At 72.7% G+C, this 23,425-nt stretch carries 19 protein-coding genes; 3 read left to right on the top strand and 16 right to left on the bottom strand.

What is annotated here, in order from left to right; genetic code table 11:
* Positions 1 to 23: 23 nt before the first annotated feature.
* The 7 genes from ACZ6BB_RS02555 to ACZ6BB_RS02525 all read right to left on the bottom strand — a co-directional run bounded on the left by ACZ6BB_RS02555 (position 24) and on the right by ACZ6BB_RS02525 (position 7,276).
* On the bottom strand, positions 24 to 872 hold the full coding sequence (locus ACZ6BB_RS02555; RefSeq protein WP_471613489.1) for a sugar phosphate isomerase/epimerase family protein: 849 nt from the start codon (positions 870 to 872) through the stop codon (positions 24 to 26).
* Between the two features lie 31 nt (positions 873 to 903).
* Positions 904 to 1,902: an SCO3242 family prenyltransferase gene (locus ACZ6BB_RS02550; RefSeq protein ID WP_471613488.1), complete on the bottom strand. Its 999-nt coding sequence runs from the start codon at positions 1,900 to 1,902 to the stop codon at positions 904 to 906.
* 101 nt (positions 1,903 to 2,003) lie between these two features.
* Positions 2,004 to 3,416 carry a phytoene desaturase family protein gene (locus ACZ6BB_RS02545; protein ID WP_471614101.1) on the bottom strand — a complete coding sequence of 471 codons (1,413 nt, stop codon included), beginning with the start codon at positions 3,414 to 3,416 and terminating at the stop codon, positions 2,004 to 2,006.
* A gap of 156 nt (positions 3,417 to 3,572) precedes the next feature.
* Entirely contained in the window at positions 3,573 to 4,418 is an 846-nt protein-coding gene (locus ACZ6BB_RS02540; RefSeq protein ID WP_471613487.1) for an inositol monophosphatase family protein, read from the bottom strand.
* Between the two features lie 111 nt (positions 4,419 to 4,529).
* Positions 4,530 to 6,356, bottom strand: coding sequence for a gamma-glutamyltransferase family protein (locus tag ACZ6BB_RS02535; RefSeq protein ID WP_471613486.1), 1,827 nt, complete (start codon positions 6,354 to 6,356; stop codon positions 4,530 to 4,532).
* A 61-nt stretch (positions 6,357 to 6,417) separates the two neighbouring features.
* Positions 6,418 to 6,621, bottom strand: coding sequence for a hypothetical protein (locus ACZ6BB_RS02530; RefSeq protein ID WP_471613485.1), 204 nt, complete (start codon positions 6,619 to 6,621; stop codon positions 6,418 to 6,420).
* Between the two features lie 40 nt (positions 6,622 to 6,661).
* On the bottom strand, positions 6,662 to 7,276 hold the full coding sequence (locus ACZ6BB_RS02525; protein WP_471613484.1) for a DUF4232 domain-containing protein: 615 nt from the start codon (positions 7,274 to 7,276) through the stop codon (positions 6,662 to 6,664).
* 241 nt (positions 7,277 to 7,517) lie between these two features.
* Here ACZ6BB_RS02525 and ACZ6BB_RS02520 point away from each other — a divergent pair, with 241 nt between their 5' ends.
* Positions 7,518 to 8,189, top strand: a complete 672-nt coding sequence (locus ACZ6BB_RS02520; RefSeq protein ID WP_471613483.1) for a hypothetical protein — start codon at positions 7,518 to 7,520, stop codon at positions 8,187 to 8,189.
* A gap of 48 nt (positions 8,190 to 8,237) precedes the next feature.
* Here ACZ6BB_RS02520 and ACZ6BB_RS02515 read toward each other — a convergent pair whose 3' ends face one another.
* The 9 genes from ACZ6BB_RS02515 to ACZ6BB_RS02475 all read right to left on the bottom strand — a co-directional run bounded on the left by ACZ6BB_RS02515 (position 8,238) and on the right by ACZ6BB_RS02475 (position 19,612).
* Positions 8,238 to 9,806 carry an NCS1 family nucleobase:cation symporter-1 gene (locus ACZ6BB_RS02515; protein WP_471613482.1) on the bottom strand — a complete coding sequence of 523 codons (1,569 nt, stop codon included), beginning with the start codon at positions 9,804 to 9,806 and terminating at the stop codon, positions 8,238 to 8,240.
* Positions 9,807 to 10,015: 209 nt separating this feature from the next.
* Positions 10,016 to 11,035: a TIGR03842 family LLM class F420-dependent oxidoreductase gene (locus ACZ6BB_RS02510; RefSeq protein ID WP_471613481.1), complete on the bottom strand. Its 1,020-nt coding sequence runs from the start codon at positions 11,033 to 11,035 to the stop codon at positions 10,016 to 10,018.
* Between the two features lie 11 nt (positions 11,036 to 11,046).
* Complete coding sequence (hydA, locus tag ACZ6BB_RS02505; protein WP_471613480.1) at positions 11,047 to 12,450, bottom strand: dihydropyrimidinase; 1,404 nt, start codon at positions 12,448 to 12,450, stop codon at positions 11,047 to 11,049.
* Between the two features lie 130 nt (positions 12,451 to 12,580).
* Positions 12,581 to 13,423, bottom strand: a complete 843-nt coding sequence (locus ACZ6BB_RS02500; protein WP_230213592.1) for a nitrilase-related carbon-nitrogen hydrolase — start codon at positions 13,421 to 13,423, stop codon at positions 12,581 to 12,583.
* Positions 13,424 to 13,578: 155 nt separating this feature from the next.
* Entirely contained in the window at positions 13,579 to 15,156 is a 1,578-nt protein-coding gene (locus tag ACZ6BB_RS02495; RefSeq protein ID WP_471613479.1) for a PucR family transcriptional regulator, read from the bottom strand.
* Positions 15,157 to 15,187: 31 nt separating this feature from the next.
* Positions 15,188 to 16,474, bottom strand: a complete 1,287-nt coding sequence (locus ACZ6BB_RS02490; protein WP_471613478.1) for an aspartate aminotransferase family protein — start codon at positions 16,472 to 16,474, stop codon at positions 15,188 to 15,190.
* Between the two features lie 83 nt (positions 16,475 to 16,557).
* Complete coding sequence (locus tag ACZ6BB_RS02485) at positions 16,558 to 17,400, bottom strand: nitrilase-related carbon-nitrogen hydrolase (RefSeq protein ID WP_471613477.1); 843 nt, start codon at positions 17,398 to 17,400, stop codon at positions 16,558 to 16,560.
* A gap of 242 nt (positions 17,401 to 17,642) precedes the next feature.
* Positions 17,643 to 19,190: a hypothetical protein gene (locus ACZ6BB_RS02480; RefSeq protein WP_471613476.1), complete on the bottom strand. Its 1,548-nt coding sequence runs from the start codon at positions 19,188 to 19,190 to the stop codon at positions 17,643 to 17,645.
* A 146-nt stretch (positions 19,191 to 19,336) separates the two neighbouring features.
* Positions 19,337 to 19,612 (bottom strand): helix-turn-helix domain-containing protein, encoded by a 276-nt coding sequence (locus ACZ6BB_RS02475; protein WP_471613475.1) that lies wholly within the window; start codon positions 19,610 to 19,612, stop codon positions 19,337 to 19,339.
* 73 nt (positions 19,613 to 19,685) lie between these two features.
* On the opposite strand from ACZ6BB_RS02475, the gene map reads away from it, so the two are divergent.
* Together map and ACZ6BB_RS02465 are read left to right on the top strand one after the other, a co-directional pair.
* Positions 19,686 to 20,453: a type I methionyl aminopeptidase gene (map, locus tag ACZ6BB_RS02470; RefSeq protein ID WP_471613474.1), complete on the top strand. Its 768-nt coding sequence runs from the start codon at positions 19,686 to 19,688 to the stop codon at positions 20,451 to 20,453.
* Positions 20,454 to 20,747: 294 nt separating this feature from the next.
* Positions 20,748 to 23,345: an ATP-dependent Clp protease ATP-binding subunit gene (locus tag ACZ6BB_RS02465; protein ID WP_471613473.1), complete on the top strand. Its 2,598-nt coding sequence runs from the start codon at positions 20,748 to 20,750 to the stop codon at positions 23,343 to 23,345.
* The last annotated feature ends 80 nt before the right edge of the window (positions 23,346 to 23,425 follow it).

Here is a 23,425-nt window from a genome sequence, read left to right as displayed (position 1 = left end):
GGGGTGGTGGTCGTGGGGTCGGGTCAGGCCGTCGCCGCGCGGAGGAAGTCCAGTGAGCGACGGGCCACTTCGGGGGCGTCGAGGGAACCGCCCTGGATCTCCACGGAGACCAGTCCGCGGTGGTCGAGGTCCCGCAGGGCGGCGAGGACGGGTGGGAAGTCGATCTCTCCGGCGCCGAGTTCGAGGTGCTGGTGGACGCCCCGCCGCATGTCCTCGATCTGCACGTTCAGCAGGCGTGGGGCGGCGAGGCGGACGCACTCCAGAACCGTGTGCTCCTCCACGCAGTGCGCGTGGCCGATGTCGAGGGTGATCCCGAACAGTTCGTGTCCGCCGGTCATGTCGGCCAGTTCCAGGCACCGTTCGACGGTGTCGACGAACATGTACGGCTCGGGCTCGAAGGCCAGGGAGACGCCGTACCGCCCCGCCGTGTCCAGGACGGTCTCGACGCCCGCCGCGAGCCGCTTCCACGCTTCCCGCTCCGGCAGTCCGTCGTCCGGCGCGGGCCCGCTGCACAGATGGACGGTGGGCGAGCCGAGGTCGGCGGCGATACGGACGGCGCGCCGCAGGAGGTCGATCCTGCGCTCGGCGTCGTCCGCCATGAGCGTCGGGTGGTGCTTGCCCCAGGGGTCGAGGAGGTAGGGGGCGCCGGTCTCGACGGTCACGTCGAGACCGCGCCGGGCCAGGTCCCGGGCGACCGCGTCCACCCGCCGGGGCAGGTCCCCTGCGTAGGGGTCGAGGTGGCCGTGGTCGAGGGTGAGCGCGACGCCGTCGTACCCGAGGTCGGCGAGGACCGCGAGGACGTCGCCGAGCCGGTGGTTGGTGAAGCCGTTGGTGCCGTAGCCGAATCTGAGGGGGGTGGGGGGCTGGGTCATACCGGCTTTCCTCCGCGGAGGTCCGTGCTGTTCAGGTGGGGGATATACGTCGCGCGAGCCGCCGCGCGAGGGGGTGGACGACGCCCAGGGCCGCCGCCGCGGCCGTGGCTCCGCTCCGCGCGGTCAGCGCCGCCTGCAGGGGCATCAGCCCGAGGATCCCGGCCCCGACGGCCCGTCGTACGTTCTCGCCCGACGGCTCCCGTACGGCGCGGGCCTGGGCCGTTCCGTAGCTGCCGAGGTAGGCGAGGGCCCCGGCGGCGACCACGGCGGCCCGGGCCGTGGCCGAGGGTGACACCCCGGTGGCACCGTCGCTCCCCGCGCGGTGGGCGGCGGCCGTGCGGACGGCCGGGAGGGCCGCCGCGAGGGCGGTGGTCGTGGAGGCGGCGAGGGTCGCGGCCGGCAGCCGGGCGGGGGCGCCCGAGATCTCGTGACGGCTGAGCACGGTCAGCGTGTAGGTGTGGGCGCCGACCAGCGCGGCGGGGACGGCACCGCGCAGCAGGGCGGCACCGGTTCCGGGCGTACGGTCCGGGCCGCGCCCGGTGGCCGCAAGGGCGCCCGCGAGGACGTCCAGGGCCCGCGCGCAGGCCATGGCGGCAGGTCCCGCCGGGGTGGACTTGAGCTTCAGGTCGTACGCCCAGACGGCCCCGGCCAGCGGCAGCGCGCCCAGCAGACTCCGGCGGCCCCCGGAGGCGGCGGCGAGTGCGAGGCCCCCGGCGGTCAGGGCGCCCGCGACGGCGAGGGCGGTGCGGCGCGGGACCCGGCCCGAGGGGACGGGGCGCTCGGGACGCTCGACCGCGTCGACGGTGGCGTCGGCGTAGTCGTTGAGGGCCATACCGGCCCAGTAGAGGCAGACGGACGAACCCATCACGCCGAACGTCCGCGCACCGAGCGGTCGACCCGCTGCGGCGGCTCCGGCGAGCACGTCGCCCGGGACGCTCAGAGCGGCCGGTGCGCGGACGAGTTGTGCGAGGTCGGCGAGGCCCACGGCAGGTCGCGAGCCGGAGCCCGGTAACGCACTCCGATCATTCATGGCGGCAACCTACCCATGCCGCTTGAACATTCACATGGAGAAAATGTGAAGACCTTTGTCGATTCGTGATGTCGTCCGGATCGCTCGGCCCGCCGGTGAACTCACAGGTCCTGCCGGAGCCGGCGCCAGACCGCCTTGGCCGCGTTGTGTCCCGACATACCGTGCACACCGGGGCCGGGCGGGGTCGCCGAGGAGCAGATGAAGACGGCCGGGTGGGGGGTGGCGTACGGGGTGAGCGAGAGCTTGGGGCGGAGCAGCAGCTGCAGGCCGGAGGCCGCGCCGCAGGCGATGTCCCCGCCCACGTAGTTCGCGTTGTGCGCAGCGAGTTCCGGCGGTCCTGCGGTGGCGCGCGCGAGCACGCGGTCGCGGAACCCCGGGGCGAAACGCTCCAGTTGACGCTCGACGGCGTCCGTCAGGTCACCCGTCCAGCCGTTGGGGACGTGGCCGTAGGCCCAGAAGGAGTGCTTGCCCTCGGGGGCCCGGCTCGGATCGACCAGGCTCGGCTGCACGGTGATCAGGAACGGCCGGTCGGGCGCCCGGCCGCGCCGGGAGGCCGCGTCGAGCGCCGTGCCGATCTCGGCCCGGCTCGCCCCGACCTGGACGGTTCCGGCGACGCGCGCCTCCGGGGCGGTCCAGGGCACGGGGCCGTCGAGCGCGTAGTCGAGCTTGAAGACGCTCGCGCCGTAGCGGTACGCGTCGTAGTGGCCGCCGAAGCCCGCGATCCGGGCCAGCGCGGTGGGTGAGGTGTCGAAGACGTAGGCGCGCGCGGGCGGCAGGTCGTCGAGGCGCTTGACCTCGTAGTCGGTGTGGACGGCGCCGCCGAGGTCCTTGAGGTACGCGGTGAGCGCGTCGGCGATGGCCTGCGAGCCGCCCCGGGCGACCGGCCAGCCCGCGGCGTGCGCGGCGAGCGCGAAGACCAGCCCCACCGCGCCGGTGGCGAGGCCGCCGAGCGGGGCGATGACGTGGGCGACGAGGCCGGCGAACAGCGCCTTGGCCCGCTCGTCCTTGAAGCGGCGCATCAGCCAGGTGGACGGCGGCAGTCCGACGAGCCCGAAGCGGGCGAGGGTGACCGGGTCGCGGGGCAGCGCGGACAGCGGCAGCGACATGAAGTCCCGGGCGAGCGTGTCCCACTTGGGCAGGAACGGCTCGACCAGCCTGCGGTACGCGCCCGCGTCACGCGGACCGAACGAGGCGGCCGTCTCCCCCACCGAGCGCGACAGCACGGCCGCCGAGCCGTCGGGGAAGGGGTGCGCCATGGGCAGCTCGGCGTGCAGCCACTCCAGGCCGTAGCGCTCCAGCGGCATCGCCTTGAACGCGGGCGAGTTGACGCCGAGCGGGTGCGCGGCCGCGCAGGGGTCGTGGCGGAAGCCCGGCAGCGTCAGCTCCGCGGTGCGGGAGCCTCCCCCGACGGTGGACTTCGCCTCGAACACGGCCACGGAGAACCCGCGGCGGGCCAGCTCCACGGCAGCCGTCAGGCCGTTCGGCCCCGCCCCCACCACCACCGCGTCGAGCATCGACGGCACGTCCGGACCCCTTCGTCAGCCGATGGTCACGCCCCGCCGGCGGAGTTCCCCGCCCGCGGACGGACCTGGGCCCAGGATATGCCCGGCCACCGACAGGCCCCGGGAAGGGTGGGCCCCACCGGCGGAGGTGCCGCTTCCGCTTGCTCGTCAGGCGCCGCCCGACAGCAGCCCCACCACCCGGCGGGCCGTGGCCGCGTCCCGGGCCGCGGTGAAGGGCAGGGCGTTGCCGCCGGTTATCCGGAAGGGCTCGCCGGCCAGGGTGAGATGGGCGCCGCCCGCCTCCTGGACGAGCAGCAGGCCGGCCGCGTGGTCCCAGGCCGCCTCCCAGGAGAACGCGGTCGCGTCCAGCCGGCCCTCGGCGACGGCGAGATACTCCAGTCCGGCCGACCCGCAGGCACGCGGGGCCACGCCCTGCGTCCAGAGGCCGAGCAGGGCCCGCTTCTGCTCCGGCGTGGTGTAGTCCGGGTGCGAGGTGGCGATGTCGAGGTCCCGGCCGGGAGCGGGCGAGCCGGCGCGCAGGGGCACGCCGTCGACGGTGGCGCCCCGGCCGCGGATCGCCACGGCGAACCGGTCGAGGGCGGGCGCGTACGTCCAGGAGGCGTGCAGGACACCGCCGCGGGCGAGGGCGACGAGGGTGCAGAAGCCGGGGTCGCCGTTCACGAACTGCCGGGTGCCGTCCACCGGGTCGACGATCCAGACCGGCGCGTCGCCCTGGATCGCCTCGTACGACGCGGGGTCGGCGTGCACGGCCTCCTCGCCGACCACGACCGAGCCCGGCAGCAGCGCGGAGAGCGCCTCCGTCAGATACAGCTCGGCCTTGCGGTCGGCGTCGGTCACCAGGTCGTGCGGGCCGGCCTTCTGGTCGACCTCGTGCGCGGCGAGCTGCCGGAAGCGCGGCATGATCTCCGCGGCGGCGGCCTTGCGGATCGCCTCCTCGACGTCCGAGGCGTGCCGGGCGAGAAACTCGTCGATGGTTTCGTTGTCTTCGATCATGCCTCCATGACAGCACGCGCCACTGACAACCCCTGCCCGTCCGGTGTATTCGGTACGGAATCGCCATGAACAGCCGGGGCGGGCCGCACCCGCGCGCGAGGACGCCGCGGCTCAGCGCCCGACCGCGTACCCCTGCATCCCGCGCGGGTTCGCCGCCGCCGACAGCACCCCGCTGCGGGGATCCCGGGCGACCGCGCAGAGCCTGCCCTCGGACCATGCCTCGCCCACCACGAGGTCGTGGCCGCGGCGGCGCAGCTCCTCGACGACCTCCGGGGGTGTCCGGGACTCGACGGTGACACTGCCGGGGCGCGTGCCGCGCGGATGGAAGGAGCCGGGGAAGCTGTCGTTGTGCCAGTTCGGGACGTCGATCGCGCCCTGGAGGTCGAGGCCGCCGCGGACCGGCGGGCGCAGGGCGACGGCGAGGAAGAAGTGCAGCTGCCACTGGTCCTGCTGGTCGCCGCCGGGCGTGCCGAAGGCCATGACCGGCACCCCGTCGCGCAGGGCGAGCGACGGGGTGAGCGTGGTGCGCGGCCTGCGGCCGGGGGTGAGGGAGTTGGGCAGTCCCTCGTCGAGCCAGGTCATCTGCAGCCGGGTGCCGAGCGGGAAGCCCAGCTCGGGCACCACCGGGTTGGACTGCAGCCAGCCGCCGCTGGGCGTGGCGGCGACCATGTTCCCCCAGCGGTCGACGACGTCGAGGTGGCAGGTGTCGCCCCGGGTGCTCCCGTCCGCCGCGACCTCGGGTTCCCCCGGCAGCAGTGACCGGGGCCCCCGGGCGACGGTGGGTTCGCCGGCCCCCGGGGGACCGCCGCCCGGCTCGTCGTCGGCCACCACGCGCGCGTGCGCGCTCAGGCGCGGGGTGCGGCCGCCCGGAGCGCCCGGCCGCAGCTCGTAGGAGGCCGTGTCACCGACGAGGGCCCGCCGCGCGGCGTTGTACTCCTCGGACAGCAGGTCGTCGAGCGGGACCGGCGCCGCGTCCCCGTACCAGGCCTCGCGGTCCGCCATGGCGAGCTTGCAGCCCTCGACGAGGAGGTGGATGTACGCGGCGGAGCCGTGGGCGGGAAGTTCCGGGGGCAGGAGCGCGAGTTGCTGCAGGAGGACCGGGCCCTGGCTCCAGGGGCCGGCCTTGCACAGGGTCCAGCCGTTCCAGTCGTAGGTCGCAGGTGGCTCGTAGGACGCGGACCAGCCGGCGAGGTCGGCCGGGGCGAGCGTCCCGGTGTGCCGTTCGCCGCTGGTGTCGAGCGTGGGCCGCCCGGACTGCCGGACGAGGGCCTCGGCGACGAAGCCGGTGCGCCAGACCTCGCGGGCCGCCTCGATACGGGCCTCGCGGCCCTTCGCCCCCTCGGTCTCGGCGAGGAGCCGCAGCCAGGTCGCGGCCAGGGCCGGGTTACGGAACAGCTCACCGGGGCGGGGCGCCCGTCCGCCCGGCAGGTACACCTGCGCCGACGACGGCCACTCCTTCTCGAAGAGGTCCCGCACGGACTCGACCGTCGCCCCCACGTTCTCCACCGGGGGGTGGCCGTCCCGCGCGTACCCGACGGCGTACTTCAGGACGTCGGCCAGGTCCTTGGTGCCGTGGTCGCGCAGCAGGAGCATCCACGCGTCGAACGCGCCCGGCACGGCGGCCGCCAGCGGTCCCGTGCCGGGGACCAGCTCCAGCCCGAGCCCCCGGTAGTGCCCGATGGACGCACCGGCGGGTGCCACGCCCTGTCCGCACAGCACCCGGACCTCGCCGTCCGCCGGCGCGAGCAGGATCGGCACCTCGCCGGCGGGCCCGTTGAGGTGGGGTTCCACGACGTGCAGGACGAAGCCGGCCGCCACGGCCGCGTCGAAGGCGTTGCCGCCGTCCTCCAGGACCGCCATCGCCGACTGGGAGGCGAGCCAGTGGGTGGAGGAGACCATGCCGAAGGTCCCCTGGAGCGTCGGTCGAGTGGTGAACACGGGCGGACTCCTCACTGCGCGCCGGGCGTTCGGTGATCGTACGCAGGCCGCGACCGGCGCCTCAGGGACTCCGTCCCACCCGTGAGCACACGCGCACGGGAGCGGCAGGCAGCAGCCGCCGCAGGACGTCCTGGGTGCGCCATGGCTCCAGCCGCCCGGCACCCTCGTGGAGACGGGTGGTCTCCCCGCCGCGCGCGTAGTGGGCGAGGATCTCCTCGGGCAGGGAAGGGAGTTGGGGCTCGACGGCGTTCCGCGACCGCGTCATGCGTCCAGGGTGCTGATCGTCCGCGAGGCGCCGCGACCGGTCAGGGTCCGTCCCCGGCGACCTGGGTCCAGGCCGTCGCGGCGAGACGGCCCGTGGTGCCGAGGTCGATGCCGCCCTCGGGGTCGAGGACCTCGGCCGGCCGGCCCGGCTGGGGGGCGATGCTCAGGGTCGGGGCGTGGACGCCGGGTATGTCCGCCTCGGTGACCGTGTTGCGCCAGACCAGTTCGGTCCTCGCGGACTCGCCGGGCTTCAGAGTGACCTTGTGCGGGCCGAAGTCGGGCACACCGGTGGTGATGTGCCGGGAGCCCCGCAGGACACGTATGCCGTCGTAGGGCTCGCCGTGCTCGTCGAGCACCCGGATCGCCGGGTAGCCCTTGAGGGTGTACGGCTTCGTGCCGCAGTTGGTGAGGGTGACGCCCATCGCCCTCAGACCCATCGCCGCTTCCACGGGACCGGGGGTCATGCGCACCCCTGCGGGCGGGCAGGCTGCCGGGGTGCCGGTCGGCTCCGGGTCCCGCGGCCCCTCGGGCGCGTCCGTGGCCGCCGACGAGGCGACAGTCGGGGGCCCGACGCGGTCGGGGTCTCGCTCGCGGTCCAGCTCCTCGGAGAGTCCGCAGCCGGCCACGGCCAGCGTCAGCGCCGCCACGAGGAACACGCGGGAGCGTGGGGCCCTACGATCACGTATCGGGATCACGAAGCCGATCCTGACACGGCCGCCCCGCGGAGGCCGCGACTGCGCCGCCGATCCGAAGACGGCGGGCCCGTCTTGAACCGGACACCCCTGTCACCACGTATGCACGGAGAGAGTTCGCACTTTCGTCCCACAGGGAGTCATGTGACACTGACGTATCCCACCGCCCGGCGGTACCTCCCGCCTCGACCCCGAGAAGTGCGCTGTGCGTGAACTGCCTCTGCCGCTCGCCCTCACCGCGCGGCTGCTGCCCGTCGCCGTACTCGCCACCGCCGGCTGGGCGTTGTCGTCCGGTCCGCTGTCCGCGAGTCCGGCCGGTGAGGACTCCGCACAGGACACCGCGTCGGCGCCCATCTCGACCTCCGAGTCCGCTCCGTCGGCATCGGCCGTGACGAAAACGTACGCGAAGGCACCTTCCCCCTGTTCCGGCGTCACGACGAAAACGGTCAAATCCCTTGTTCCGGGCGCGAAGACGGCGGGCAAGGAGATCGCGTCGACCAATGAGTCCGTGCGCCGCACCTGTTCGTGGAACGCGCTCAAGGGCTTCGACTACCGCTGGCTCGACATCTCGTACGAGATCCAGCAGTCGGACGAGAAGGCCCGGAGCGCCTACACGACCCGCACCACGGAGAAGAGCGGCGGCGGCGCCGTCCCGGGTCTCGGCGACGAGGCCTACTCCGTGGTGAACCTCACCACGGACGACAAGCAGCAGACCCGCGAGGGCGTGGTGTACGTCCGTATGTCCAACGCCCTGGTGGTCGTCACCTACAACGGCAGCGACTTCGAGTCCCAGAAGGCGCCCGGCACGGACGTGATCAACAAGGGCGCCATCAAGGCCGCGAAGGAGGCGGCGGCCGTCCTGAAGGGCGCCCGCTAGAAGCGGGATCCCTCCGGCACGGCCACCGCCGCCCCGGTCACGGCCGCGTCAGACGGCCGCCTTCTCCGTCCGCTGCCCCGCCTTCTTCCTCTCGCCGGACATCAGCGCCACGTACAGCAGCATCGACGTGCCCAGACCCACCGCCCAGCCGTAGTCGGCGAGCGGCTTGAGGAACGGGATCATGCCGTCGTGCGGGAACGGTCCCGAGGCCACGCCGTCCTCGGAGACGGTCGAGTAGGAGCCGCCGACCGCGAGGACACCGCCGACCACGAAGGCCGCTATGGCCCGCCAGTTCCAGCCGGACGCGTACCAGTAGCGCCCGCCGGGCGTGTACAGGTCGGCGAGGTGCAGGACGGTGCGGCGGATGATCCAGTAGTCGGCGATGAGGATGCCGGCGACGGTGCCGAGCAGACCGCCGACCACGCCGAGCCAGGTGAAGATGTAGAACTCGGGTGTCGAGATCAGCTTCCACGGGAAGATCAGGATGCCCACGACGCCCGTGATGAGGGCGCCCGTGCGGAAGTTGATCAGCTTCGGGGCGAGGTTCGCCAGGTCGTACGCCGGTGACACGACGTTCGCCGCGATGTTCACGGAGATGGTGGCGACCAGCACGATGATCAGGGCGAAGAGCAGTCCGAAGGCGCTGTCCGTCTTGGCCGCCAGCGCGACCGGGTCCCAGATGGCCTCGCCGTAGACCACCTCGGAGCCGGAGGTGACCAGCACGGCGAGGACGGCGAAGAGGGTCATGGTGGTGGGAAGCCCCAGGGCCTGGCCCCAGGTCTGCGCCTTCTGGCTGGCGCCGAAGCGGGTGAAGTCGGGGATGTTCAGGGACAGGGTCGCCCAGAAGCCGATCATGCCCATCAGCGACGGGAAGAAGACCGGCCAGAAGTCCGGTCCCCAGCCGAGCTTGGACGGCTGGTCGAGCAGCGCACCGAAGCCGTCGGCCTTGATCGCGATCCAGATCAGCAGCACGAGCGCGCCGACGATCACGAAGGGCGCGGCCCAGTTCTCGAAGTGCCGCAGGAAGTCCATGCCGCGGTAGATGATCGCTATCTGCAGCGCCCAGAAGACGATGAAGCAGAGCCACAGGGGCCAGGGGTGCCCCCCGATCTGTCCCGCTTTCTCCCATTCGCCGCCGGTGAGTTTGGAACCGAGGACGAATATGCCGGACCCGCCGATCCAGGTCTGGATGCCGAACCAGCCGCAGGCCACGGCCGCCCGGATCATCGCCGGGATGTTCGCGCCGCGCAGCCCGAAGGAGGCGCGGGCGAGCACCGGGAAGGGGATGCCGTACTTGGGGCCGGCGTGCCCGGTGGCGAGCATCGGCAGCAGCACGATGATGTTGGCCAGGGCGATGGTGAAGACGGCCTGCTTCCAGTCCATGCCGAGGGCGACCAGGCCGGAGGCCAGGGTCCAGCTGGGGATGCAGTGGGCCATGGAGATCCACAGCGCCGCGAAGTTGTACGTCGTCCACTTGCGCTCGGAGACGGGTACGGGGCGCAGGTCCTCGTTGGCGAAGGGGCTCTCGGCGGGGAACGCCTCGGGGGCCAGCTCGATCCGGCCGGACGGGTCGGCGGTCTGAGCTGTCGGCGACCCCGAGGGAGCTATTTCGGTCATGGGCAGGCCAATCAGGGGAGGCGGGACGGGAACGAAAGGCCGTGCGGGGGCCTTGGGCCCCTTCCCTCCGGGACGGCGGAGGGAAGGGAGACAAGGTGTGGGGGGCGGGAGGCGAAGCGGTCGGCACCAGAATCGGAGCTACTGGTTCCGTTTGTTGCGGTGGCCGGATTCTCGCAGTCACCGGCCCGTTCCGGGAAGGGAGCGGAGGGTCAGCCGTTGACGGCCGGGATGACCGTGGAGCCGTAGACGTCGATCACCCGCTCCTGCGCGTCGTGCATGTCGTAGACGGCGAACTGGTCCACGCCCAGGGCGCGCAGCGCGTTCAGCTTCTCGATGTGCGCCTCGGGAGTGCCGATCACGCAGAACCGGTCGACGATCTCGTCCGGCACGAACTGGGTGTCGGGATTGTCGGCACGTCCGTGGTGGGAGTAGTCGTACCCCTCACGTGCCTTGATGTAGTCCGTCAGCTCCTCCGGTACGGCCGCGGAGTGCTCGCCGTACTTCGACACCAGGTCGGCGACGTGGTTGCCGACCATCCCGCCGAACCAGCGGCACTGCTCGCGCGCGTGCGCCAGCGCCTCGGGCGAGTCGTCCTCGGTGACGTACGCGGGGGCGGCCACGCAGATCTTCACCTCGGACGGGTCGCGCCCGGCGGCGACGGCCGCGTCCTTGACCGCCTTGACCATGTACTCGGTGAGATACAGGTCGGAGAGCTGGAGGATGAAGCCGTCGGCCTCCTCACCGGTCATCTTCAGGGCCTTGGGGCCGTACGCGGCCATCCAGACCGGGAGTTCGGCGCCCTCCTTGATCCAGGGGAAGCTGATGACCGTACCGCCGAGGTCGGCCTCTCCCCCGCTGCCCAGCGACCGGATCACCTTCATGGCCTCACTGATCCGGGCCAGGGTGTTGGGCTTGCGGCCCGCCACCCGCATCGCCGAGTCGCCGCGGCCGATGCCGCACACCGTGCGGTTGCCGAACATGTCGTTGAGCGTGGCGAAGGTCGAGGCGGTGACCTCCCAGGTGCGCGTGCCCGGGTTGGTGACCATCGGGCCGACCGTCAGTCTCGTGGTGCTGGACAGGATCTGGCTGTAGATGACGAACGGCTCCTGCCAGAGCACGGCGGAGTCGAAGGTCCAGCCGTACGTGAAACCGTTGTTCTCGGCACGCTTCATCAGCTCGACGACGCGCGAGGCCGGCGGGTCGGTCTGCAGGACGAGTCCGAAGTCCATGTGCTCCGCTCCTAGTTGAGGTACTGACAGGTGGAGCGGGGGGTGTAGACGCCGTGCCCGGCGTGCCCGGTGTACTCCCGCTCGGTGATGACGAGTTCGCCGCGCGAGAGGACCGTCTCGACCCGGCCGGTGGTGCGCTTGCCCTCGTACGCCGAGTAGTCGACGTTCATGTGGTGCGTCTCGGCGGACATGACCTGCTCGGCGTGCGGGTCGTAGATGACGATGTCGGCGTCCGCGCCCGGCGCGATGGTGCCCTTCTTCGGGTACATGCCGAACATGCGGGCCGGGGTGGCGCAGGCGATCTCGATCCAGCGGCGCCGCGAGATGTGCCCGTCGACGACCGCCTGGTGGAGGAGGTCCATGCGGTTCTCGACGCCCGGGAGGCCGTTGGGGATCTTGGAGAAGTCGCCGCGGCCCAGTTCCTTCTGGCCGACGAAGCAGAACGGGCAGTGGTCGGTGGAGACCACCTGGAGGTCGTTGGTGCGCAGGCCCTGCCAGAGCTTCGCCTGGTGCTCGCGCGGCCGCAGAGGGGTGCTGCACACGTACTTGGAGCCCTCGAAGTCCGGCTCCGCGAGATTGTCCGTGGAGAGGAACAGATACTGCGGACAGGTCTCGCCGAAGACGTTGAGCCCCTCGTCGCGTGCCCGGGCCAGCTCGGCGACCGCCTCCATCGCCGAGACGTGCACGACGTACAGGGGTGCTCCGGCGACCTGGGCGAGCTTGATGGCGCGGTGGGTGGCCTCGGCTTCGAGGAGGGCCTTGCGGACCTCGCCGTGGTAGCGGGGGTCCGTCTCGCCGCGGGCCAGGGCCTGTTCGACCAGCACGTCGATCGCGATGCCGTTCTCCGCGTGCATCATGATCAGTCCGCCGTTGTCGGCGGAGCGCTGCATGGCGCGCAGGATCTGGCCGTCGTCGCTGTAGAAGACGCCCGGGTAGGCCATGAACTGCTTGAAGGAGGTCACGCCCTCCTGCACCAGCAGGTCCATCTCCTTCAGCGTGTCCTGGTTCACGTCGGAGACGATCATGTGGAAGCCGTAGTCGATCGCGCAGTTGCCCTCCGCCTTGGCGTGCCAGGCGTCGAGGCCCTCGCGCAGGGTGTGGCCGACGCTCTGCACGGCGAAGTCGACGATCGTCGTGGTACCGCCCCAGGCTGCTGCCCGGGTCCCGGTCTCGAAGGTGTCGGAGGCGAAGGTGCCGCCGAAGGGGAGTTCCATGTGGGTGTGGGCGTCGACGCCGCCCGGGACGACGTACTTGCCGGTGGCGTCGAGGGTGCGGTCGGCGGTCCAGGCGCCGGCGGTGGGGGTGCCGCTCGCCGCCAGGGCGACGACGCGGCCGTCTTCGATCAGGACGTCGGCGTGCAGTTCGTCTGATGCGGTGATGACGAGACCGCCGCGGATCAGAGTACGGCCGCTCATTCGGTCACGCTCCGTTCGGTTGTCGGGAAAGTGCCGGTCGTTCGTGGCTGGTCGCGCCCACGCGGCGGAAGCCGCGTATCAGGCACTGCCCCACGCCCCTGAGGGAATCAGGGGCGCGGGCCGTGCGTCGCTACGGCGCCGTCAGCGGGCCGTACGCGTCCGGGCGGCGGTCGCGGAAGAACTGCCAGCGGTCGCGTACCTCGCGGAGCTTGGCCAGGTCCAGGTCGCGGACGACGAGTTCGGTCTCCTTGTCGCTCGCGACCTCGCCGACGAACTGGGCTTCGGGGTCCACGAAGTAGGAGGTGCCGTAGAAGTCGTTGTCGCCGAGTTCCTCGACTCCCACCCGGTTGATGGCGCCGATGAAGTACTCGTTGGCGACGGCCGACGCCGGCTGTTCCAGCTGCCACAGGTAGCGGGACAGGCCCCGTGAGGTGGCCGACGGGTTGAACACGATCTCCGCGCCGCCGAGACCCAGCGCACGCCAGCCCTCGGGGAAGTGCCGGTCGTAGCAGATGTAGACACCGATCTTCCCCACGGCGGTGTCGAAGACCGGCCAGCCCGCGTTGCCGGGGCGGAAGTAGAACTTCTCCCAGAAGCCGGGGACCTGGGGAATGTGGTGCTTGCGGTACTTGCCGAGGTACTTGCCGTCCGCGTCGATCACGGCGGCGGTGTTGTAGAGGACGCCCGGCTGCTCCTCCTCGTACATCGGCAGCACGAGGACGAGGCCGAGTTCCTTGGCGAGCGCCTGGAAGCGCTTGACGATGGGGCCGTCGGGAATCGCTTCCGCGTACTCGTAGAACGCCTTGTCCTGGACCTGGCAGAAGTAGGGCCCGTAGAACAGCTCCTGGAAGCACATGACCTGCGCACCCTGCGCGGCGGCGTCGCGGGCCGCCTGCTCGTGGACCTGGATCATCGACTCCTTGTCGCCGGTCCAGGCCGTCTGGAAGATCGCTGCGCGGATGACTCTGCTCATCGGGACCTCCGGTCACTCGGTGTGCAGCGAGAGTAGGAAGTCCGCGAAGCCGGTTTGAGTTGCACGGTGTCACGTCTGCGGGCCTTCTCCGTTCCACCGTGTCACCCCTTCCTGGGCGCATGTTTCACCGCTGTTTTCGCAGGTCCCGGCATGTTTCAGCCCTGTTGCGCATCGTGGGCGAGGAGGGCGATGTGGACGGACGCGGCCTGTTCGAAGTCGTCGAGGTCCACGCCGAGGCGGGCCTGTATGGCTTCCAGCCGGCGGTACAGCGCGGGCCGGCTGACGTGGTGCAGCTGGGCGGTGTGCGACTTGTTGCGGCCGGTCGCGAGATAGGTGCGCAGTACGGGCAGCAGGTCCTGCTCGGCGTGCCCGTCACCGCGCAGCAGCCCGTCCAGCTCCCGCTCGGCGAACGCCTGGACGTGCGGGTCGTCCCGCAGCAGCCGGACCAGGCCGCGCAGATGGACATCGCGCAGGCGTACGACCGGGGGCAGGTCGAGCCCGGTCGCCGCGGACTGGGCGACGGCGTCCGCCACATGGCGCGCCTCCCGCAGTCCGCCCGGCACGTCCTCCCAGGTGGTCCGCGCCTCGGCGGCCGCGACGACCGTCCCGCGCGCCCCCGACTCCGACCGCAGCCGGGTCGCGAAGTGCGTGGTGAGGGCGGTCGCGTCCTGGTCCCGGGCGAGGCTGAGGAGCACGGCGGTGGCGCCCTCCGCCAGTTCGGCGACGAGCCCGGGAAGTCCGAGCATCCGCAGTACCCGGTCGAGCTGGGCCGGATCCTCCTCGCGCACGACGAGCGGCACGAAGGTACGGCGGTTGACCGGGAGTCCGGCCGCGCGGGCCCTCGGCAGCAGCTGCCGGGCCGGTACGACCCCGGAGACGAGGTCCGTCAGGAGGCTCTGCGCGGACTGTTCCTCCCAGCTGTGCGCCGAACCGCCGAGCATGCGGTGCAGGACGAGCGCCTCGGCGGCCCGGTCGGCGAGCAGCCGCCCCGTGGCGGTGTCGCCCCGGTGTCCGCACAGCACGATCTGGCCCCAGCGCTCCCCGCGTCCGCCCAGCTCGGCCCGTACCCAGCCGTCGCCCTCGCTGCCGCCCGCCTGCCGTGCGATGCGCTCCCAGTCGCGCAGCACGTCGTCGACCGCGGACCGCTCCCCCGCGGTGGCGAGGACGCGATGGGCGAGATTGGTGACGACGAGCGGACAGCCCGCGTGGTGGGCGATCTCGTCGAGGAGCTGCTGGAGCGGGGCACCGGCGGTGATCAGCCCGGTCAGGGCCGTACGGACGGCCTCCGACAGGCTCACGGCCGCGAACTTCCGCCGTACGAGCCGCGACTGGACCTCCTCTGTCAGTTCGGCGAAGGGGAACGGCCGGTGCAGCACCACCATCGGCAGACCGCACCGCTCCGCCGCCCGGCGCATCACGTCGGGCGGCGTCGGGAAGGCCCGGCCGAGGCCGAGGACGACCGCCGCGGCCTCGGCCCGGTACAGGGAGCGGATGTACTCGGCCTGGGCCTCCTCGTTCCCGGCGAGCAGGACCCCGGTGGTGAGGACCATCTCGCCGCCGGTGAGCATCACGCCCACGTCGGGGGCCTCGGCCACGTGGACCCAGCGCACGGGCCGGTCGAGCTGACCGGCCCCGGCCACCACCTCGGGCTCTCCGGCGAGGACCCGGTCCAGGTTGAGGACCTGGCGTACCGACAGGGCGGGTTCCGGAGCGGGGGCCGAGGTGGTGGTCATGGCGGTGTTCCTCAGATCTGATCCTCTGGTGCTACTGGATGCTCCTCAGAGCCCGTTCGAGGGCGCCGGCGCCCTCCTCGGCCTCGGCGACGGTCAGCGACAGCGGGGGCGCGATGCGCAGCGCGCTGGTGTTGTGGCCGCCGCCCTTGCCGATCAGCAGGCCCTCCCGGCGTGCGGCTTCGAGGACGGCGGACGCGGCCTCGGGGTTGGCCTCGTCGGTGCCGGGCCTGACCAGCTCGATGCCGATCATGAGGCCCCGGCCGCGCACTTCCCGCACCTGGGGGATCTGGGCGGTGATCGCCCGCAGCCGTTCGATGAGCAGTCCGCCGACGCGCCGCGCGTTGCCCTGGAGGTCGTGCTCGACCAGGTAGTTCAGGTTCGCGAGCCCGGCGGCCATGGTGATCTGGGTGCCGCCGAAGGTCGAGATCGAGTTGCTGTCCAGGCAGTTCATGACCTCGGAACGGGCGACGACACCGCCGATGGACATGCCGTTGCCGATGCCCTTGGCGAAGGTGAGGATGTCCGGCGGGCCGTTCTGCCCGTGCGCCTGCCAGCCCCAGAAGTGGTCGCCGGTGCGGCCCCAGCCGGTCTGCACCTCGTCGGCGATCCACAGCACGCCGTGCCGTTGCAGCACCTCACGGAAGGCCGCGTACAGGCCGTCCGGCGGTGAGGTGAAGCCGCCGACGCCCTGGACCGGCTCGGCGATCAGCGCGGCCGGCGGGCGGCCGTGACCGAGCAGGTCCTCCAGGTCGGCGACACAGGCGGTGATGAAGTCGGCGTCGCTCAGGTCGGCGTACGGGCCGCGGGTGCGGACGCCGCCGTGCACGTACAGCGTCTGGAGCGGGGACAGCGAGGTCGGGGACCAGCCCTTGTTGCCGGTGATGCCGACCGCGCTGAACGAGCGGCCGTGGTAGCTGTTGCGCATCGCCAGGATCTGGTTGCTGCGGCGGTAGGTCGTCGCCAGCATCAGCGCGGTGTCGTTGGCCTCGGTGCCGGAGGTGGTGAAGAAGACACGGGCGTCGGGGATGCCGGACATCTGGGCGATCCGCTCGGCGAGTTCGACCATCGGCCGGTTGAGGTAGAGCGTCGAGGAGTGGACGATCCGCCCGGCCTGCTCGCTCACCGCCTTGGTGACCTCGGGCAGCGCGTGCGCGGTCATCGTGGTGAGGATGCCGCCGAAGAAGTCGAGGTACCGGGTGCCGGCGGCGTCCCAGACGTGACGGCCCTCGCCGTGGGTGATCTCCAGGGGGTCCGCGTAGTAGAGCGCGAGCCAGTCGGGCAGTACGGCCTTGTGGCGTCCGAGCAGTTCGTCGGTCACGGCTGCACCACTCCTTTCACTCCTGTACGGGTTCTGCGGGTGTCACGGCTGTACGTGCCCACGCCGGGGCGGTACGAGTCCCGTCAGGGCCGTACGAGTCCTTCGTAGGCGTCGGGGCGGCGGTCCCGGTAGAACGCCCACTGCTGCCGCACGTCCTCGATCAGGTCGAAGTCGAGGTCCCGTACGACCAGTTCCTCGCCCTTGTCGCTCGCGACCTCGCCGACGAACTTGCCGCGCGGGTCGACGAAGTAGGACGTGCCGTAGAAGTCGTTGTCCCCGTACTCCTCCACTCCGACCCGGTTGATCGCGGCGACGAAGTACTCGTTGGCGACGGCGGCCGCGGGCTGCTCCAGCTGCCACAGGTGGGAGGACAGGCCCCGGTGGGTCGCGGAGGGGTTGTAGACGAGCTGGGCGCCGTTCAGACCGAGCTGGCGCCAGCCCTCCGGGAAGTGGCGGTCGTAGCAGATGTAGACGCCGACCTTGCCCACGGCCGTGTCGAAGACCGGCCAGCCGAGGTTCCCGGGCTTGAAGTAGTACTTCTCCCAGAAGCCCTTGACCTGGGGGATGTGGTGCTTGCGGTACTTGCCGAGGTAACTGCCGTCGGAGTCGATCACCGCGGCGGTGTTGTAGTAGAACCCGGACTGCTCGACCTCGAAGACCGGGACGACGATCACCATGCCGGTCTCGCGGGCCAGCTCCCGCATGCGCGTGACGGTGGGGCCGTCGGGCACGGGCTCCGCCCAGGCGTAGTGCTCGGGTTCCTGGACCTGGCAGAAGTAGGGCGCGTTGAAGACTTCCTGGAAGCCGATCACCTTCGCGCCCTGCCGGGCGGCCTCACGGGCGTGCTCGACGTGCTTGGCGACCATGGAGGCGGTGTCGCCGGTCCAGGTCGCCTGGACGAGGGCGGCGCGTACGACGTTGGCCATCTCAGCTGCTCCTTCGACAGGGACCCCAGCGAGCCTCTACGCCCGTAGACGCAGGCCGTAGAGGCTTGAAACTAAGCCCCGTCGACGGGCTGGGCAAGACCATCGTCGTCAACCGGCCGAGTCGATCACGTTTCGCACTCCAGTGGGTGATTACCCCTGCGTTTCGCGCGCCGGGCCCGCCGGCGCCGTCGGGCGGTGCCGGTGGGCCGGACGGGGCGGACGGGGCGGACGGGGCGGACGGGTCAGCTGAGCCCCTGCACGCGCAGCGCGTGCACCACCTCGCGGTGGCGCTCCTCGGAGACGCGGCTCGCCGCCGCCAGCACGAGGGGCCTGAGCAGTCGCGGACGGGCCTGCGCGGTGCGCGCCGCCTCCTCCGGAGTGCGCACGCGCACATAGACGTCGAGCAGCGCACGCGCCTCCCGTTCACGCCCCTCGGTGGTGAGGGCGAGCACCGCCTCGCCGATCTCCTCGGCGGGCCGCGAGACGCCCTGCCGCAGCATCTGCTCCCCGTCCGGGGCGCGGCCCACCGCGTTCAGGGCGTCCGCCACCGCGACCAGCCGGTCGGCGGGCAGCGAGCCGGCCTCCCACAGCAGGGTCGCCCAGTCGGCGTCGAGCCCCGCCCGGTGCAGGTCGGCCGCGAGCAGCGGAAAGCGGGCGGCGGGCCACCGCGCGGCCTCCACGAGAAGGGCGTGCGCCTCGCCGCTGCGGCCCTCCCGGCGCAGCAGCACCAGGCGCTCCACGGTGCCGGCGACCTCGCGCCGCGCGTCGTCGTCCAGCGGCTGCCGCGCCTGCGGCTGCCTCGGCGGCTCCGCTTCCCCTTCGGTCCGCTCCGCGACTCCGGCGTACCGGGCGCCCCGGGGAGCGCGGCCCCTGCGACCGGCGGCCGGTGCGGTCGCGGGCATGTGGGGCCGGTCGTCCTCCGGCGCGACGGGCGGGTCGTCCTCGGCCTCCACCGCCCCGGCGAACCGGGCGCCCCCGCGCGGGCGGCGCCTGGCCCGCTGCTTGACCGGCGCCGGGGCGGCAGCCTGGGCGCCGGCCTCGGGGGCGGCGCCCGGGTCGGGGGCGGGGGCGGCGCCCGGATCGGCGTCCGGAGCCGTACGAACGCCCCCTTCGGGGACGGGGGCAGGGCCTCCGACGCCGTAGTGCTCCACGTACGCACGCTCGCCCGGGTACCGCGCCGACTCGGCCGTGGTCTCGCGCGCCTGTGGTTCGCCCACCCGGAAGACGTCCCCGGCGGTGTTCTTCCGACCGTGCGCCGCGCCCCGCACGGGGTCGTGCGGGGCGCGGCGGTCGGCGTGCTCGATGCGGGTGCGCAGCTCCGTGCAGCGGGCCGTGGCGCGTTCGCGGTCGTCGTGGGCCCAGGCGAGGTCGAGGCGGACGGTGTCGGCCTCGACCTGGGTGGTGGCCGACTGGAGCCGGCGGGTCAGTTCGGCGGTGCGTTCGGCGGCGTAGCGCTGTTCGCGAAGCATGACGTCGAGGCGGTCGCCGAGGGCGTCGCGGCCGCCGGGCCGGGCGTCGTAGGCGGCGAGGGAGGCGCTGTGCAGAGCGCGGGCGCGCCGGGTCTCCTGGGCCGCGGCGGCCGGGCCGTAGGCGGTGTCGAGGTCGTGCATGAGCGCTTCCACGACGTCCCAGGGCGGCACCTCCTGGCCGTCCAGGCAGGCACGCATGCCGTCGGGATCGCGCTGCCAGAAGACGGCGCACCAGCCGCCGCCCTGGTCCAGCTTCGCCATCAGCTTGTTCAGGTATTGCGCGAACTCCTGCACCTGCACCGGGAGTTGATTCACAGTCATCGCATGCTCCCCGGCCGACTGGAGTGCTCCGACCCGCAAGAAAACACCAGTTGTGTTACGGGCGGGCTACGTGAGGTTTTCGGGGCGGACGCGATGCGCTGTGCGCGGCCGGGCGACGGGCGTGCGCGACGGGTCCGGGCCGGGGCTCAGGCGACGGCTGCCGCCGGTGCGTTCTCGGCGGCCTGGGCGCAGCGGGTGACGAGTTCGTCCATGGACAGACCCAGGGCGCGGGCGAGGGCGGCGATCGTGAAGAAGGCCGGGGTGGGGGCCCGGCCGGTCTCGATCTTCCGCAGGGTCTCCGCGGAGAGTCCCGCGTGAGCGGCGATCTCCGCCATGCTCCGGCCGCCGCGGGCCTCGCGCAGCAACCGGCCGAGCCGCTCGCCGCGTTCGCGCTCTTCGGGGGTCAGTGGGGTGCGCACCATGACCCCATTCTAATACCGATCCCCGCCGAGGGACCGGTATTTTAATTGGGCCCTGAGCGGTATAATAATTGGCATGGTGGAACTGAAGACGGATGCGTCCATGGACGCGATGTACGAGGCCGGGCAGGTCGTGGGGCACGCGCTGACGGCGGTGCGGAAGGCGGCCGACGTGGGAGTGTCCCTGCTCGAACTGGACGAGGTGGCGCGCGAGGTGCTGCGGGAGGCGGGCGCCTCGTCGCCGTTCCTCGGCTACCGGCCCTCGTTCGCGCCCACGCCGTTCCCCGCGGTCATCTGCGCCTCCGTGAACGACGCGATCGTGCACGGCATCCCGACGGCGTACCGGCTGCGGGACGGAGACCTGCTCTCCGTCGACTGCGGCGCCGTGCTGGGCGGCTGGGCCGGGGACTCGGCGGTCAGCTTCGTGGTGGGCGAGCCGCGCGCGGCCGACCTGCGGCTCGTGGAGACGGCCGAACGCGCCCTCGCGGCGGGCATCGGGGCGGCCGTCGTCGGCAACCGCATCGGCGACATCGCGCACGCGATCGGCACCGTGTGCCGTTCCGCCGGGTACGGCATTCCGGACGGGTTCGGCGGGCACGGGATCGGGCGGCAGATGCACGAGGACCCGGGCGTGCCGAACGAGGGGCGGGCCGGGCGGGGCATGAAGCTGCGGCACGGGATGGTCCTGGCGATCGAACCGATGGTTCTCGGTGGGGGCGGCGACGGGTTCCACGCGGCGCCGGACGGGTGGACACTGCGCACGGACGACGGCTCCCGCGCGGCCCACGCGGAACACACGGTGGCCGTCACGAGGACGGGCCCGCGCGTACTGACGGCCCGCTAGGGGCTCCGCGTGCTCTTGCGGGTGCGAGTTCGGGTGCGGGTGCGAGTGCGAGTGCGTGGGGCGTCTCGCGCGGTTCCCCGCGCCCCTCAACAGCCAGGCCCCGCGGGCCTCAAGACGCCGGCGGCACACGAACCCCGGCGGCACGCACCGATGAGAAGCCGGGGCGCAGCCCCGTTTTCTCAGGGGCGCGGCGAAACTGCGCGAAACAACCACGGCGCACCCGCAGCCACCGGACCACCGGAACCCCGACGACGCCCCCGCATAGCCGAACCGCACACGGGAACCCGGCGCCGAATGAACAGCGGTATCCCGGGGCCCGAGGCCTACGGTCCGGACCCCTTCAGTGAGTTCCTCGCCCGTTTCTTCGGCGGCCCGCGCCCCCGGCGGATCGAGGTCGGCCGCCTGATGAGCGGCCAGGCCCGCCGACTGGTGGCCGACGCCGCCGCGTACGCGGCCCGGCGCGGCAGCACCGACCTGGACACCCAGCACCTGCTGCGCGCCGCACTGAGCGCCGAACCGACCCGAAGTCTGGTGGCCCGCGCGGGCGCCGACCCCGACGCGCTGGCCGGTGAGATCGACGACCGGTCCGGCCCGGAGCGCCACCGGCCGGGCCAGGGCCCCGCACCCGCCTCCCTGGCCCTCACTCCCGCGGTCAAACGCACGCTCCTGGACGCGCACGAACGGGCCAGGGCCACCGGCTCCGGACACATCGGCCCCGAGCACGTCCTGAGCGCCCTCGCCGCCAACCCCGACTCGGCGGCCGGTCACATCCTCGGCGCGGCGCGGCCGGCGGCCGCCGCGCTGCCGGCGGAGCCGCCGGAGCCACCGGCGGGCGCCGGCCTCTCCGGACCGCCGCCGCACCCCGACCTGCCGCACCCCGACCTGCCGCGCCGCGCCCCGACCGCCACCCCGACACTCGACAAGTACGGCCGCGATCTGACCGACCTCGCCCGGCAGGGCCGGATCGACCCGGTCATCGGGCGGGAGGAGGAGATCGAGCAGACCGTCGAAGTGCTCTCCCGTCGCGGCAAGAACAACCCCGTGCTCATCGGTGAGGCGGGCGTCGGCAAGACGGCGATCGTGGAGGGGCTGGCCCAACGCATCGCCGAGGGGGACGTGCCCGACGTCCTGGCCGGGCGCCGGGTGGTCGCCCTGGATCTGTCCGGGGTCGTCGCCGGGACCCGTTTCCGGGGCGACTTCGAGCAGCGTCTGACGAACATCGTCGACGAGATCCGCGCGCACTCCGGGGAACTGGTCGTCTTCGTCGACGAGTTGCACACCGTCGTGGGCGCCGGTTCGGGCGAGGGCGGCGGCATGGACGCGGGCGACATCCTCAAGCCGGCCCTGGCACGCGGCGAGCTGAACATCGTCGGGGCGACGACCCTGGAGGAGTACCGGCGGATCGAGAAGGACGCGGCGCTGGCCCGCCGTTTCCAGCCGGTGCTCGTCCCCGAGCCGGGCGGCGAGGACGCCCTGGAGATCCTGCGCGGGCTGCGCGACCGGTACGAGGCCCACCACCAGGTCCGCTACCTCGACGAGGCGCTGACGGCCGCCGTGGACCTGTCCGACCGGTATCTCGCCGACCGCCGGCTGCCCGACAAGGCCATCGACCTGATGGACCAGGCCGGGGCCCGGGTCCGGCTGCGCGCCCGGACCAAGGGGACCGATCTGCGCACCCTGGAGCGTGAGATCGAGGAGCTCGCCCGGGACAAGGACGAGGCGGTCGCGGCCGAACAGTACGAGCGGGCCACCCGGCTGCGGGACCGGATCGGCGAGCTGCGGCAGCGGATCGGCTCGCACCACGCCGGAGGGCGGGCCGACGACGGGCAGAGCCTGGTGATCACCGCCGAGGACATCGCCGAGGTCGTCTCCCGGCAGACCGGCATCCCGGTCGGCAGTCTGACCCAGGAGGAGGCGCAGCGGCTGCTCGGGCTGGCGGAGCGGCTGCGCCGGCGGGTGGTCGGTCAGGACGAGGCGGTGGAGGTGGTCGCGGACGCCGTGCTGCGCTCGCGCGCCGGGCTCGCCGGTCCCGAACGGCCCGTCGGCAGCTTCCTCTTCCTGGGCCCGACCGGCGTCGGCAAGACCGAACTGGCCCGGGCGCTGGCGGAGGCCCTCTTCGGCGGCGAGGACCGGATGGTGCGGCTCGACATGAGCGAGTACCAGGAGCGGCACACGGTCAGCCGGCTGGTCGGCGCCCCGCCCGGGTACGTCGGCCACGAGGAGGCCGGCCGTCTGACGGAGGCCGTGCGCCGGCACCCGTACGCGCTGCTGTTGCTGGACGAGGTGGAGAAGGCCCACCCTGACGTCTTCAACCTGCTGCTGCAGGTCCTCGACGACGGACGGCTCACCGACGCGCAGGGCCGCACGGTCGACTTCACCCATACGGTGATCGTCATGACGAGCAACCTGGGCTCGCAGGCCATGGTCCGCGGCGGGGCCGGGGCGGGCTTCTCGGCGGCCGGTGCGGAGGCGGCCGAGGAGGACCGGCGCGAGCGGATCCTGCGGCCGCTGCGGGAACACTTCCGGCCCGAGTTCCTCAACCGCGTCGACGAGATCGTGGTGTTCCGCCGTCTCACCGACGACCGGCTGCGGCGGATCACCGACCTGTTGCTGGAGCGCACCCGGGACCGGCTGCGCGCGCGGGGTGTCACCCTCGACTTCACCGGGCAGGCCGTCGCATGGCTCGCCCGCCACGGCGACCAGCCCGAGTACGGTGCCCGCCCGCTGCGCCGCACGATCCGGCGCGAGGTCGACAACCCCCTGTCCCGGCTGCTGCTCGACGGCCGGCTGCCGTCCGGCAGCCGGGTGGTGGCGGAGGCGGAGGACGGACGGCTCGCCTTCCGTACGACACCACCGCCGGCGCCCGCGTCCGACGACTCCGCCCAGCCGTAGGTTCCCGCGCCGGCCGTGGGTCTCCCGGCGCGGGAACCCACGGCCGCGGGTCCGACGGCCGTGAGTCCGACGGGCGGCGG

The organism is Streptomyces sp. NPDC041108, from assembly GCF_055592645.1.
The sequence above is the reverse complement of the archived record's forward strand: the minus strand, read 5'-3'. Positions and strand labels throughout refer to the sequence as shown.